The following is a 12,219-nucleotide window of genomic DNA, read 5'->3' on the forward strand; positions in this document are numbered from 1 at the left end:
GCACGGTGGAACTGGCGGAGACGGAGGGATTCGAACCCTCGGTAGGAGTAGTCCCCCTACGGCGGTTTAGCAAACCGCTGGTTTCAGCCACTCACCCACGTCTCCGGCTGCGGCGAAGCGCGGCGATAGCAGGGGCTTGGGCGGCGATCAACGGGGGGCGGGACGATTCGATCCGGCGCGATTTCGATTCGCCCTGCCGCGCGTTCATTGTGGCGAAAGGCCGGTTCCCGCTAAGGTTCCAGACGGATAGAGCGCGGGGAGCAACAGGATGAAGTGGATTCGGCAGGGCGCGGTGCTCGGGCTGGCGGCCCTTTCCGCGCCGACGATCGCCCAGATCCAGTCGATCGATCCCAACACGGCCATCGATGCCGATCTCGGGCCGGCAGCGGCCGCCCCTGCCCAGACGGGTCCCGCCCCGTCCGATCCGGTCTATTATGGCGACACGACGGCTCCCGCTCCCGCCCCGCCGCCCGCGCCCGCAGCGCCGGCCGATGCTCCGGCGACCGCGACGGCCGCCGCACCCGTGCCCGGCGCGCCGCAAACCTACAAGAAGGACGACCTGATCGCGGCCGCCGAGGGCGTGTTCGGCAAGGGCGCGAAGGGCTTGGCCGAGCTGATCGAGAAAATCCTGAAGGACCAAGGCGAGCCGACCGGCTACATCGCCGGGCGCGAGGCAGGCGGCGCGTTCGTCGTCGGCCTGCGCTATGGCTCCGGCACGCTGTATCACAAGGTCGAAGGCAAGCTGCCCGTCTATTGGACCGGCCCGTCCGTCGGCTTCGACGCGGGGGCCAATGCCGGCAGCACCTTCGTGCTCGTCTACAATCTCCACGACGCGCACGAGCTGTACCAGCGCTTCCCGGCCGGCGAAGGCAACGCCTATTTCATCGGCGGCCTGACCGCGAGCTATATGCGCTCCGGCGACGTGGTGCTGATCCCGATCCGCGTCGGCGCCGGGCTGCGGCTGGGCGCGAACGTCGGCTATATGAAGTTCACTGAGAAGGCGCGCTGGCTACCCTTCTAGCCGCCACCGCATCACCTGCCCGGCGTGGAACGGCACGAGCGACGTGCCGGCGGCGGTGATCGCGTCGGGGACCTCAACCTCGGCGCGCGCCAGCGTCACTGTGCCCTGGTTCAGCGGCAAGCCGTAGAAGCGCGGGCCGTTCTCGCTGGCGAACGCCTCGAAGCGGTCGAGCGCCCCTTCCTCCTCGAACACGGTCGCATAGCTTTCCAGGGCGAACGGGGCATTGAAGATGCCGGCGCAGCCGCAGGCGGATTCCTTGGCGGAGATCGCGTGCGGTGCGCTGTCGGTGCCCAGGAAGAATTTGGGCGAGCCCGACACGGCGGCGCGGCGGACGGCCAGCCGGTGCGCCTCGCGCTTGGCGACCGGCAGGCAATAGGCGTGCGGGCGAATGCCCCCCTCGAAGATCGCATTGCGGTTGATGATCAGATGCTGCGGCGTGATCGTGGCACCGATCAGGGGTCCGCTTTCGGCCACAAACGACGCCGCTTCGGCGGTGGTGATATGCTCCAACACGATCTTCAGCCCGGGAAAGTCGCGGACCAGGCCCACCAGCACGCGGTCGATGAACACCGCCTCGCGGTCGAACACGTCGACGTCGCGGTCAGTCACTTCGCCATGCACCAGCAGCGGCATGCCGATCCGCTGCATCGTCTCCAGCGCCGGATGGATGTTGCGGATATCGGTGACGCCGAAGGCCGAATTGGTCGTGGCGTTCGCCGGATAGAGCTTGGCGGCGGTGAACACGCCCGTTTCATGCCCGCGCGCGATCTCGGCCGGATCGGCATTGTCGGTCAGGTAGCAGGTCATAAGCGGCGTGAAGCCGCTCCCTTCCGGCACCGCCGCGAGGATACGGTCGCGATAGGCTTCAGCCGCGGTCACGCTGGTCACCGGCGGCACCAGGTTCGGCATCACGATCGCGCGGGCGAATTGGCGGGCGGTGTAGGGGGCGACCGCCGTCAGCATGTCGCCGTCACGCAGGTGGACGTGCCAGTCGTCGGGGCGGCGGATCGTCAGTCGGGCTTGGGATTCCATGCGCGCGGCCTTAACTGAGCTGCATGAGCGGGACCACCCTTAGCGATCGAGCCCTGTTGCGGCTCTCCGGCGAGGACGTGCGCGGCTTCCTGCAGGGCCTTGTCACCAACGACGTGTCGGGCGCTCTCCCCGTCTGGGCCGGCCTGCTGAGCCCGCAAGGCAAGGCGCTGTTCGACTTCATCGTCTGGGCCGACGGCGACGACCTGCTGATCGACTGCGAAGCCGAAGCGGCCGACGCGCTCGCCAGACGGCTGACCATGTACCGGCTGCGCCGTCCGATCACGATCGCGCAGGACGACAGCCTCGCGGTTCATTGGCTGGCGGACGGCGACGGTCCGCGGGACCCGCGGCTGCCGGAACTCGGACTGCGCTGGCTGGCGGCGGCGGACGCGCCGGCGGTCGGATGGCGCGAGCACCGGCTGCGGCTGGGCGTCGCCGAGGGACGCGCGGAGCTCGGCGAAAACGCGACGCTGTGGCTCGAATGCAATGCGGCGGAGCTGAACGGGGTCAGCTTCGACAAGGGCTGCTATGTCGGGCAGGAAAACACCGCCCGCATGAATTGGCGGCAGAAAGTGAACCGGAGGCTGGTGGTGGTGAAGACGGACGGCGATCCCGGCGAGGCGGCGAACGGCTGGTATCCGGAGCTGGGGCTCGCCGTCGCGCGGCTGCGGGTCGAGGATCTCGGCAAGCCGCTTGCCTGGGGCGCGCCGATCGTTCCGGCCTGGCTGGCAGAGGCGCTGGCGTGAAAGCGCTCCTTTCCCTTCTCCCGCTGCTCCTGGTCGGCGCGGCGCAGCCGGAACGCGTGCCGGTCGAACGCGCCCAGATCGTGCGCGCCTTCCCGCACGACACCGGCGCCTTCACCGAAGGTTTGCTCTATCTCGACGGCAAGCTTTACGAGAGCACGGGCATGGAAGGCCGCTCCTTCATCCGTGAGGTGCGGCTGGAGGACGGCAAGGTGATCCGCCAGGCCGCGATCCCGCCGCAATATTTCGGCGAGGGAATCGTCAATTGGGGCACCAAGCTGATCAGCGTCACCTGGCAGCACGGCCTCGGCTTCATCTGGGATCGCGCAACGCTCAAGCGGACCGGCGAGTGGCGCTATCCCGGCGAAGGCTGGGGCATGACGCAGAACGGGCGTGAGATCGTGATGAGCGACGGCACGCCGCAGCTGCGCTTTCTCGATCCTGACACGCTGAAGGAGCTGCGCCGGTTGACCGTGACTGCCAACGGCAGCCGCGTGGCGCGCCTGAACGAGCTGGAATGGGTGAAAGGCGAGGTGCTTGCGAATGTCTGGCAGACCGACCGGATCGCGCGGATCGATCCCGCCACCGGCCGGGTGAAGGCATGGATCGACCTGTCGCCGCTGACTGCCAAAGTCCCGCGGCGCGGCATCGACGACGTGCCGAACGGCATCGCCTATGACGCCAAGGGCGACCGGCTGTTCGTGACCGGGAAGAACTGGCCCTATTTGTTCGAGATCCGCACCGTCCGGCGCTGAATGAAAAATCCCCGCCCGGCATGAGGCCGAGCGGGGCAGAGGGAGCTCAGGCGGCGAGCGGCAGCTCGACCGGCGTGTCATTGTCCTGGACGGGCGCCGCCGCCTCGACCTTGGGCTGTTCCGCACGGCGCGCGTTCGGGAAGACGAGCCGGGATGCGACGACCAGCGCGAACAGGCCGAAATAGGTGCTCAGCACCACGACCGGGTTCCAGAGCAGCAGCACCGCAAAGACCATGCGCGGCCACAGCGGATTGAAGCCGAAATCCTCGCCGAGCGCGGCGCAGACGCCGAGCAGCGTGTCTTCGCGAGTGATGAACGAGAAACGGGTCGCTTGCATCGGTAAACTCCTTGGCGAGGCGAGGCCGAGCGCCCCGCTGTGTCGCGGGATGCAATGCAGACGCCGTGCCAATGTCGGTAAGTGGCTGTTTTATAGAGGAGCGGAACTTAACGGAGCTTGAAGGGCCAGCGAGTGGCACCAGGCGCTCGCCAAGGATTGGCAAAATTTCCCAACCTGCGGCAGCGCCTTGCCGTCGCGGCACGCAGGCCTTAGATCGCCGGTGCACCCAAACGCGGAGGACGAGATGGACCAGGACCGGAACCGCACGCCCAGTCCCTTCTCCCTTGTCCGGGTTCATCATGTCCGCGCTTCTCACCCTCGACCGCATTTCGCTCGCCACTCCTGAGGGGCGGCTTCTCTTTTCCGATCTGACGCTCGCGGTCGGTCGCGAACGGGTCGGCCTCGTCGGCCGCAACGGCTCCGGCAAATCGACGCTGCTGCGCGCGATCGCAGGCGAGTTGGCGCCTGCCTCAGGCACGATCACCGTCTCCGGCCGGCTCACCACCCTGCGGCAGGATCCCGGCGACGCAGCATCCGCGCTCGATCTGCTCGGCGTGGCCGAAGCACATGCGCGGCTGGCGCGCATCGAAACAGGTGAAGGAACCGAGGCGGATTTCGACGCGGCCGACTGGTCGCTGCCCGGCAGGATCGAGACGGCACTGGCCGATCTGGGGCCGAACGGAATCGACCTTGAGCGGGCCGCCGCGAGCTTCAGCGGCGGCGAACGCATGCGCCTCGCGCTGGCGCGGCTGCTGATCGAGGAGCCGGACCTGATCCTGCTCGACGAGCCGACCAACAATCTCGATCGCGACGGCCGTGACGCGGTGGCGCGGCTGATCGGCGGCTGGAAAGGCGGCGCGCTGATCGCGAGCCATGACCGCGAATTGCTGGAGCAGGTCGACCGGATCGTCGCGCTCTCGCCGGTCTGCGTGACCGTGTTCGGCGGCGGCTGGTCGGCCTTTGCCGAGGCGCAAGAGGCAGAGCGGGCACGGGCAGAGCAGGCGCTCGAACGGAGCCAAGCCACCGCCCGAACCGCCGCGCGGAGCGCCCAGGCCGCACGCGAGCGCCAAGGGCGGCGGGATTCGGGCGGCCGGGCCTATGCGGCAAGCGGCAGCGCCCCGCGCATCGTGCTCGGCATGGCCAAGCGGCGTGCCGAAGCGACCGCAGGCAAAAGCGAGCGGCTGTCCACCCGGTTGGTCGAGGAAGCGCAGGAAGCGCTGGACGAGGCCCGCGCCGATGTCGAGCGCGTGACGCCGCTCACCATGACGCTGCCGGCGACAGGCTTGCCTGCGAACCGCATCGTGCTCAGGTTCGACAACGTCGTGCTCGATCGCGGCGGCCGACGGCTGTTCGGGCCGCTCAGCTTTACGGTTCGTGGTCCCGAACGCATCGCGATCGCCGGCCCGAACGGTTCGGGCAAGACCAGCCTGCTGAAGCTCGTCACCGGCCAGTTGGCTTCAACCGGCGGGACGGTCGAGCGCGGCGTCGATTGCGCCTATCTCGACCAGCAGGTCGGGCTGCTGGACGACCGTTTGTCGCTGCTCGACAACCTGCGGCGGCGCCAGCCCGAGCTGACCGCCAACCAGGCCTATGCCGCGCTGGCGCGCTACGGCTTTCGCAACAGTGACGCGCTGCGCGTTGCCGGCGAGCTCAGCGGCGGCGAGCGGCTGCGCGCCGGGCTCGCCTGCGTGATGTCGTCAGCCGCCCCGCCGCAGCTGCTGCTGCTCGACGAGCCGACCAATCACCTCGATCTCGCCAGCATCGAGGAGCTGGAGCGGGCGCTGCAGGCCTATGACGGCGCGCTGATCGTCGTCAGCCACGACACGGCATTCCTGGCCGCGGTCGGAGCGGAGCGCGTGATCACTACCAGCTGAGCACCACCTTGCCGGACTGGCCCGAGCGCATCGCGTCGAAGCCTTGCTGGAACTTCTCGACCGGGAGGCGATGCGTGATCAGCGGCTCAAGGTTCAGACCGCCCTTGATCAGGCCGAACATCTTGCGCCAGGTCTCGAACATCTCGCGGCCATAGACGCCCTTGATCGTCAGCGCCTTCATGATGACGTCCGACCAGACCACGTCCATCGCGCCCGAAGGGATGCCGAGCATCGCGAGCTTGCCGCCCATCGTCAGCGCGTCGATCGCCTGTCGGATCGCCGGCTGCGCGCCAGACATTTCGAGCGCAACGCCGAAGCCGTCGGCGATCTTCTCGGCGGCCATCACGTCGCGAAGGTTTTCTTCCGCGACGTTGACCGGCCGCACGTCGGCGAGCTTGGTCGCGAGGTCGAGCCGTGTGGGGTTGACGTCGGTCAGCACGACCGAGCGCGCGCCGGCATGGCGTGCGACCGCGGCCGCCATGATGCCGATCGGGCCTGCGCCCGTCACCAGCACGTCTTCGCCCAGCAAGTCGAACTGCTGGGCGGTGTGGACCGCGTTACCGAACGGATCGAGGATCGCGCCGACATCGTCGCTGACTTCGTCCGGCAATGGCACGACGTTGAACGCCGGGATGCACAGATATTCGGCGAACGCGCCCTGCCGGTTGACGCCGACGCCGCGCGTGCCCGGATCGAGGTGAAAGCGGCCGGCGCGCGCGGCGGCCGAGTTCATGTCGATGATATGGCCTTCGCCCGACACGCGCTCGCCGATTGTCAGCGGCCGCGTGACCTCGGAGCCGATCGCGACGATCTCGCCCGAGAATTCGTGGCCGACGATCATCGGCACCGGGATCGTCTTCGACGCCCAGGCGTCCCAATTGTAGATGTGGATGTCGGTGCCGCAGATGGCGGTGCGCTTGACCTTGATCAACACGTCGTTCGGGCCCGGCTCCGGCACCGGCGCCTGGGTCATCCAGATGCCTTCGCGCGCTTCCAGCTTGGCGAGGCCCTTCATCGTGTGCGCGGCGCTGTCGATCAGGCGCGGGGAGGTGCTCATTTTACGGCTCCAATGGCGCGGCCCGCCTCTGCGAAAGCGGCGAGCGCGCGGTCGATATGGGTGTCGTCGTGCGCCGCCGACATCTGGGTGCGGATGCGGGCCTGTCCCTTCGGAACGACCGGGAACGAGAATCCGGTCACATAGACGCCGGTTTCCAGCAATTTTGCGGCGAGCTGCTGCGCCAGCCGCGCGTCGTAGAGCATCACCGGGATAATCGGGTGACCGCCCTCGATCAGGTCGAAGCCGGCCGCGGCCATGCCCGACCGGAACCGCTTCGCGTTGTGCGCCAGCTTATCGCGCAGCACCTCGCCGTCGGGGCCTTTCGAAATCTCGATCGCCTTCAGCGCCGCGCCGCAGACGGCGGGCGCCAGCGAATTGGAGAAGAGATAGGGCCTGGCGCGCTGGCGCAGCAGGTCGATCACGACCTTCCTGCCGGCAATATAGCCGCCCATCGCGCCGCTCAGCGCCTTGCCGAACGTGCCGGTCAGGATGTCGACCTTGTCCTCGACACCGTGGAACGCCGCCGCGCCGCGGCCGCCGGGGCCGATCACGCCGGTCGCGTGGGCGTCGTCGACCATCACCAGCGCCTCGTAGCGGCCGGCCAGTTCGGTGATGCGGTCCAGCTTTGCGACATGGCCGTCCATCGAGAAGACGCCATCGGTCGCGATCATGATCGTGCGCGCGCCCTCGGCCCGCGCTTCCTTCAGCCGCGCTTCCAGCTCATCCATGTCGCCATTGGCGAAGCGCTTCCGCACCGCCTTGCACAGCCGGACGCCGTCGATGATCGAGGCGTGGTTCAGCGCGTCGGAGACGATGCAGTCCTGCTCGCCCAGCAGCGGCTCGAACACGCCGCCATTGGCGTCGAACGCGGCCGCGAACAGGATCGCGTCTTCCTTGCCGAGATAGGATGCGATCGACGCTTCCAGTTCCTTGTGGATCTCCTGCGTGCCGCAGATGAAGCGCACCGAAGCGAGGCCGGCGCCCCAGCGCCGGGTCGCTTCGATCGCCGCCTCGACGATCCGCTCGTCGCCGCCCAGGCCGAGATAATTATTGGCGCAGAAATTCAGCACTTCCTTGCCGCCGACCTGGACCGCCGGTCCCTGACGCGACTGGATCACCCGTTCGGGCTTCCACAGCCCCTCGGCTTCGATCGCCGACAGCTCGGCAGACATGCGGTCGTAGAATGGATTCGGCACGGATTCGTCCCTCGATTGCGTGGACGCCGTTGCGCTATATTGGACGCGAAGTCCAGTATATTGGAAATCTCAAAAGGCGACGATCAGCAACGCGCGCGCCGGACGGTCGGTGGCGTTCTCGATCGCATGGGCGCTGTCGACCGGATAGCGCGCCGTCGCGCCGGCGCCGACTTGCTGGTGATGCCCTTCCAGATGGACGGTCAGCGTGCCGTCGAGCACGGTCAGGTGCTCGCGGCTGCCGCGGGCATGCGCTTCGGACGCGAGCACGCTGCCCGGCTGGAACGCCAGCTCATACCATTCGAGCCGGCCGACGCTGTCGCCGGGGCTCAGCACGCGGATCACGCAGCCGCCATCGTCGCTGCGCATTTCCGGGATCTGCGCGGCCGGGCTGACCTGGATCGCCCGCTCGGGCCCGACCTGGTCGATCAGCTCGGAAACGCCGACGCCGAAAGCGTCCGCGAGCGCCCAGACCGTCGCGAGCGTGGGATTGGCCTGGCCGCGCTCCACTTGCGAGAGCATCGAGCGCGAGACGCCCGACGCGCGCGCGAGATCGTCGAGCGTCATCCGACGCTCCTTGCGCAACCGCTGGATATGGGGACCGATGTCCCGCGCGCTCGACATGCCCCCCCTTCCCCGCGAATTGCGGCGGAGGCAAGCCCCGCTACCAAGCCGCGCTGAGGCGAAGCGATAGCCGCGGGTGACGGTTGCCGGTGGAGATCCGGTCGGCGCCGATCGGCGCGGCGATTTCCGCCTCGCCGTTGAGATTGGGCCCGAGCCCGAAGCGGAGCCCGGCACCGGCCGAATACAGGCCGCCGCTGCCCAGGCCCCGTCGTGCATTGTCGACATAACCGGCGTCGGCAAAACCGTAGAGCTGGACGCGCCGGATCAGGCCCGACGCCGTCGGCACGTCCAGACGGCCCTCGAACGAGCCGGCGATGCCGTTTTCGCCGCTGCGCTCATTGTCGTCATAGGCGCGGCCGAACAGCCGCCCGCCCAAGCCCAGCTCCTGGCTGGCGAGCAGCGGCCGTGTTGCCAGCTGTGCAGCGCCGGCGACCCGGATGCTGACGTCGGTCGCGATGCTGCGTGTCCAGTCGCCATAAAGCTCTGCCCGCGCGAAGCGCGCGTCACCGTCGCCGCGCGAGGCGAGCGGGTCGCCCATGCGCGTGACGCCGTCGAACGGCAGGCCGGCCACGATCGCGCCGTTACCGCGAACCACCCCTCCGGCCCATTTCGCCGCGCCTTCGAGGCCAGCGGAGAGAGTGACGACGCGGTCGCGCCGCACGCGCACGCCCAGTATCTCCTGGTCCAGCCACAGGCCGCGCAGCTCGACCGTGCCCCACAGGCTGGCGCTGCGGGAGCGGACCAGCGGATGCGACAGGCCGGTGGCCAGCGAATAGCTGTCGCCCCTCACGTCGAACTGCTTGAGGCTGGCGCCGGGCCGGGTATGGCCGAACGCCGCGCTCGACCAGATCACGTCGCCGCGATCGTTGAGGGGAGCGCCATATTTCAACTGGGCGAAGACCAGCTCCTGCGGGTCGAACGGCGTGCTGGCGACCAGCAGTGACGCTTCGTCGCCCTTGCCCGCGATGCCCCGCACGCTCGCCAGCGCGGTCGCACGTACGGGCCCTACGATATCGGTGCCGCGATTGTCGATCTGGACGAAGAAGCTGGTGCGATCGTCGGCCAGGGTCACCAGCAGGATGCCGAACCCGTTCTCGCGCACGTAGCGGGCGTCCGTGACCCGCACGCCGGCGACGTCACCCGCCAGCAGCAGCGCACGCTCGAAGTCGACGGCGCGCACCGGGCCCTTGCCGACCAGCCGATGCAGGATGGCATCAACCTGCGCGTTGGGCGCACCCAGGCTGCGGACGGCGTCGATCCGGCCTTCGTCCAGGCTGATGCGCAAGACGCCGGCCGAGACGGCCTGCGGCGCGATCGAGGCAGTGGCGAAGAGATAGCCTTTCGCGCGGGCGACACCGGCGATCTGCGACAGCAGTTCCTTGAGCGCGTCGGCGTCCAGCGTGCGTCCGAGATAGGGCGCTATGACCTGCGCGAAGGCGTCGTTGGAAAAGACGCTGCTGTCGACGATGATCGCGCCTGCGGTGACGCTGACATTTTCGCCGCCCGCCGCCTGCGTTTCCGTGGTCGGCCGTGGACCCACCTGTTGCGGGCGGGCATCCTCCGCGCGCCGGAGATCGCGCTCGATGACGGCCGGATCGGCACGGTCCAGCTTCACCTGGGCCAGCGCGGGGGAAGCGAGCGCGGACGCGATCAGCAGAACGGCATTTATTCGCAATCTCATGGGCGGCGTGCGTCCTCTATTCAGGCCGCAACTATCTCTCGTTCCTTGAGATTTGGTTTAGATCATGGTTGCGGAGCGCTTAACCGCGCCTGCTGAAGCTTCGGTAACGACATTCGCCCTAATCGCTTGTTCACCTGTAGGCGGAGTTGCTCCGATGACGAAGATCCGTTTCATGGCTCTGGCGCTTGGCGCGGTGGCCTGGTCGCCCCTGATGGCCGCCGAGCTGAACTGGCAGATCAGCGAATCCAGCGGGAACGTGCAGCTGCTGCATGCCGGCCTGAGCAAGGCCGCGGTGCGCGGCGGCATCGTCGCGCCCGGCGACACGATCGTGACCGGCCGCGGCTCCCGCGCCGTCATCACGCGTGGCGAGGAATATCTGATGGTCGCGCCCTCGTCGCAGCTGCGGCTGCCCGCCGAGGAACAGTCCGGCACCGTAACCAAGATCTTCCAGGACGTCGGCAACGTCGTCTTCATGATCAAGAAGAAGCTGACACCGCATTTCCAGGTGACGACGCCCTATCTGGCGGCGGTGGTGAAGGGGACGACGTTCAGCGTATCCGTCACCGACACCGGCACCTCGGTGCAGGTGATCGAAGGCGCCGTGGACGTGGCGACCGTGGACGGCGGTGCGCACGACCTCTTGAAGCCTGGCGCCGTGGCGATGGTGGCGGCCGGCGACCGCTACCGCTTGCGCATCGAAGGCGACGGCGTCGCGCGCACCCTCACCTCGCCCGCTGCGCCGGCACAGAGCCCGGCAGCGCCGCCGCCGGCTACGGTGACGCCGGCCCCCGCTCCCGCGGCCGCCGCCGTCGCCGTATCGGCGCCCGAGAATACCATCACCACGACGATCGTCGAGAAGCCGGTCTCGCTGGCCGAGACGACGAACGGGCTGGTGAAAGGCACGATCGGCGGCGAGGTGCAAACGCAGTTTGCGATGGTCAGCGAGAGCTCGCGCGCCGCCGTCGATACAATCGAGGCCGCCGCCGCTTCCGCCAAGGCTGCCGAGGCGGCGCGCGATGCCGAGGCGGCACGGGCGCAGGCCAGCGCCGTCAAGGCGGATGCAGCCGAGGCCGCGAAGACCGTCGAGCAGACATCGAATGCAGCCGACCAGTCGGCGGCTGCGGCGGCTCAAGCCGCGGCAGCGAAGGCGGCAAGCGACGCGGCCGCGGCCGAGGCCCAGGCCAAGGCCGCCCAGGCGGCTGAGATGGCCCGTGTGGCGGCTGCGGAGGCCGAACGCGCGGCCGCGGAAGAATCGAGCCGGCAGGCGCAGGCCGCCGCGGCGATGGAGGCGCAGAAGGCGGCCGAGGCCGCCGAGAAGAACGCCACCGACGCGGCCGCGATGGAGGCCGCCAACAAGGCGGCCGAGGCGGCGGCTCGCGAAGCGCAGCGCGCTGCCGACGAAGCGGCACGGGCGCAGGCTGACCGCGCGGCGCGAGAGGCGGCGCGGATGGACGCCGACAAGGAGGCAGAAAAGGCCGCCAGGGACGCCGCGAAGGCGGCTCAGGAAGCAGCCGACAAGGCTGCGGAAAAGGCGGCGCGCGACGCGGCCAAGGCCGCCGACGATGCCGCTCGCGAACAGGCGAAACAGGCCGCCGATGCCGCCAAGGCAGCCGAGAAGGCCGCCAGGGACGCGGCGAACCAGGCCGCCAAGGACGCGGAACGCGCCGCACGCGAGGCCGACAAGGCCGCCAAGGATGCGACCAAGGCGGGCGACATCGTCGACGTCGCCGACTCCTCCGGTTCCGGGAAAGGCCAGGGCTCCGGCAACTCGGGTTCCGGGAATGGCAATCATGGCCCGGACGACCGCGGCAACAGCGGCAAGGACAAGGGCCCGATCGAGGTGCTGAAGAACCTGCTCGATCAGGCCGGCAAGGGCAAAGGCAAGAACTGAGCGCGCCGGAG

At 68.8% G+C, this 12,219-nt stretch carries 11 protein-coding genes and 1 tRNA gene; 5 read left to right on the plus strand and 7 right to left on the minus strand.

The features are described 5' to 3' along the window. Positions 1-12: 12 nt before the first annotated feature. A tRNA-Ser gene (locus GON01_RS02245) sits at positions 13-105 on the minus strand. A 163-nt stretch (positions 106-268) separates the two neighbouring features. On the opposite strand from GON01_RS02245, the gene GON01_RS02250 reads away from it, so the two are divergent. Then, on the plus strand, positions 269-1,021 hold the full coding sequence (locus GON01_RS02250; protein WP_157025557.1) for a DUF1134 domain-containing protein: 753 nt from the start codon (positions 269-271) through the stop codon (positions 1,019-1,021). Here GON01_RS02250 and pyrC read toward each other — a convergent pair. After that, positions 1,010-2,053, minus strand: coding sequence for a dihydroorotase (gene pyrC / locus GON01_RS02255; protein ID WP_157025559.1), 1,044 nt, complete (start codon positions 2,051-2,053; stop codon positions 1,010-1,012). The two genes, GON01_RS02250 and pyrC, sit on opposite strands and share 12 nt — an antisense overlap. Before the next feature lie 23 nt (positions 2,054-2,076). Here pyrC and ygfZ point away from each other — a divergent pair, with 23 nt between their 5' ends. Then, positions 2,077-2,799 (plus strand): CAF17-like 4Fe-4S cluster assembly/insertion protein YgfZ, encoded by a 723-nt coding sequence (ygfZ, locus tag GON01_RS02260; protein ID WP_157025561.1) that lies wholly within the window; start codon positions 2,077-2,079, stop codon positions 2,797-2,799. Beyond that, positions 2,796-3,551 carry a glutaminyl-peptide cyclotransferase gene (locus GON01_RS02265; protein ID WP_181600183.1) on the plus strand — a complete coding sequence of 252 codons (756 nt, stop codon included), beginning with the start codon at positions 2,796-2,798 and terminating at the stop codon, positions 3,549-3,551. The genes ygfZ and GON01_RS02265 overlap by 4 nt, the downstream gene beginning before the upstream one ends. Before the next feature lie 46 nt (positions 3,552-3,597). On the opposite strand, the gene GON01_RS02270 is transcribed toward GON01_RS02265, so the two are convergent. Next, positions 3,598-3,888 (minus strand): PspC domain-containing protein, encoded by a 291-nt coding sequence (locus GON01_RS02270; protein ID WP_157025563.1) that lies wholly within the window; start codon positions 3,886-3,888, stop codon positions 3,598-3,600. Positions 3,889-4,187: 299 nt separating this feature from the next. Here GON01_RS02270 and GON01_RS02275 point away from each other — a divergent pair, with 299 nt between their 5' ends. Then, positions 4,188-5,762 carry an ABC-F family ATP-binding cassette domain-containing protein gene (locus GON01_RS02275; RefSeq protein ID WP_157025565.1) on the plus strand — a complete coding sequence of 525 codons (1,575 nt, stop codon included), beginning with the start codon at positions 4,188-4,190 and terminating at the stop codon, positions 5,760-5,762. Here the strand turns inward: GON01_RS02275 and tdh are convergent. The 4 genes from tdh to GON01_RS02295 form a co-directional block, all read right to left on the minus strand. Further along, positions 5,752-6,819: an L-threonine 3-dehydrogenase gene (tdh, locus tag GON01_RS02280; protein ID WP_220128474.1), complete on the minus strand. Its 1,068-nt coding sequence runs from the start codon at positions 6,817-6,819 to the stop codon at positions 5,752-5,754. The two genes, GON01_RS02275 and tdh, sit on opposite strands and share 11 nt — an antisense overlap. Further along, positions 6,816-8,015 (minus strand): glycine C-acetyltransferase, encoded by a 1,200-nt coding sequence (locus GON01_RS02285; RefSeq protein WP_181600184.1) that lies wholly within the window; start codon positions 8,013-8,015, stop codon positions 6,816-6,818. The genes tdh and GON01_RS02285 overlap by 4 nt, the downstream gene beginning before the upstream one ends. A gap of 69 nt (positions 8,016-8,084) precedes the next feature. Beyond that, complete coding sequence (locus tag GON01_RS02290) at positions 8,085-8,636, minus strand: helix-turn-helix domain-containing protein (RefSeq protein WP_157025566.1); 552 nt, start codon at positions 8,634-8,636, stop codon at positions 8,085-8,087. A 40-nt stretch (positions 8,637-8,676) separates the two neighbouring features. Continuing rightward, a complete protein-coding gene (locus tag GON01_RS02295; protein ID WP_157025569.1) occupies positions 8,677-10,317 on the minus strand; it encodes a ShlB/FhaC/HecB family hemolysin secretion/activation protein in 1,641 nt (546 codons plus the stop codon). Between the two features lie 154 nt (positions 10,318-10,471). Between GON01_RS02295 and GON01_RS17145 the strand changes: the two genes are divergently transcribed. Then, positions 10,472-12,208, plus strand: coding sequence for a FecR family protein (locus tag GON01_RS17145; protein WP_181600185.1), 1,737 nt, complete (start codon positions 10,472-10,474; stop codon positions 12,206-12,208). Positions 12,209-12,219 lie beyond the last annotated feature (11 nt).

This window comes from Sphingomonas horti (assembly GCF_009753715.1).
GTDB lineage: Bacteria > Pseudomonadota > Alphaproteobacteria > Sphingomonadales > Sphingomonadaceae > Sphingomonas_B > Sphingomonas_B horti.

Excerpts from the sequence above, each read along its gene's own strand:
- GON01_RS02275 (WP_157025565.1), top strand. The coding sequence starts at position 4,188 with ATGTCCGCGCTTCTCACCCTCGACCGCATTTCGCTCGCCACTCCTGAG.
- GON01_RS02270 (WP_157025563.1), bottom strand. The coding sequence starts at position 3,888 with ATGCAAGCGACCCGTTTCTCGTTCATCACTCGCGAAGACACGCTGCTC.
- ygfZ (WP_157025561.1), top strand. The coding sequence starts at position 2,077 with ATGAGCGGGACCACCCTTAGCGATCGAGCCCTGTTGCGGCTCTCCGGC.
- GON01_RS02290 (WP_157025566.1), bottom strand. The coding sequence starts at position 8,636 with ATGTCGAGCGCGCGGGACATCGGTCCCCATATCCAGCGGTTGCGCAAG.
- tdh (WP_220128474.1), bottom strand. The coding sequence starts at position 6,819 with ATGAGCACCTCCCCGCGCCTGATCGACAGCGCCGCGCACACGATGAAG.
- GON01_RS02250 (WP_157025557.1), top strand. The coding sequence starts at position 269 with ATGAAGTGGATTCGGCAGGGCGCGGTGCTCGGGCTGGCGGCCCTTTCC.
- GON01_RS02295 (WP_157025569.1), bottom strand. The coding sequence starts at position 10,317 with ATGAGATTGCGAATAAATGCCGTTCTGCTGATCGCGTCCGCGCTCGCT.
- GON01_RS17145 (WP_181600185.1), top strand. The coding sequence starts at position 10,472 with ATGACGAAGATCCGTTTCATGGCTCTGGCGCTTGGCGCGGTGGCCTGG.
- pyrC (WP_157025559.1), bottom strand. The coding sequence starts at position 2,053 with ATGGAATCCCAAGCCCGACTGACGATCCGCCGCCCCGACGACTGGCAC.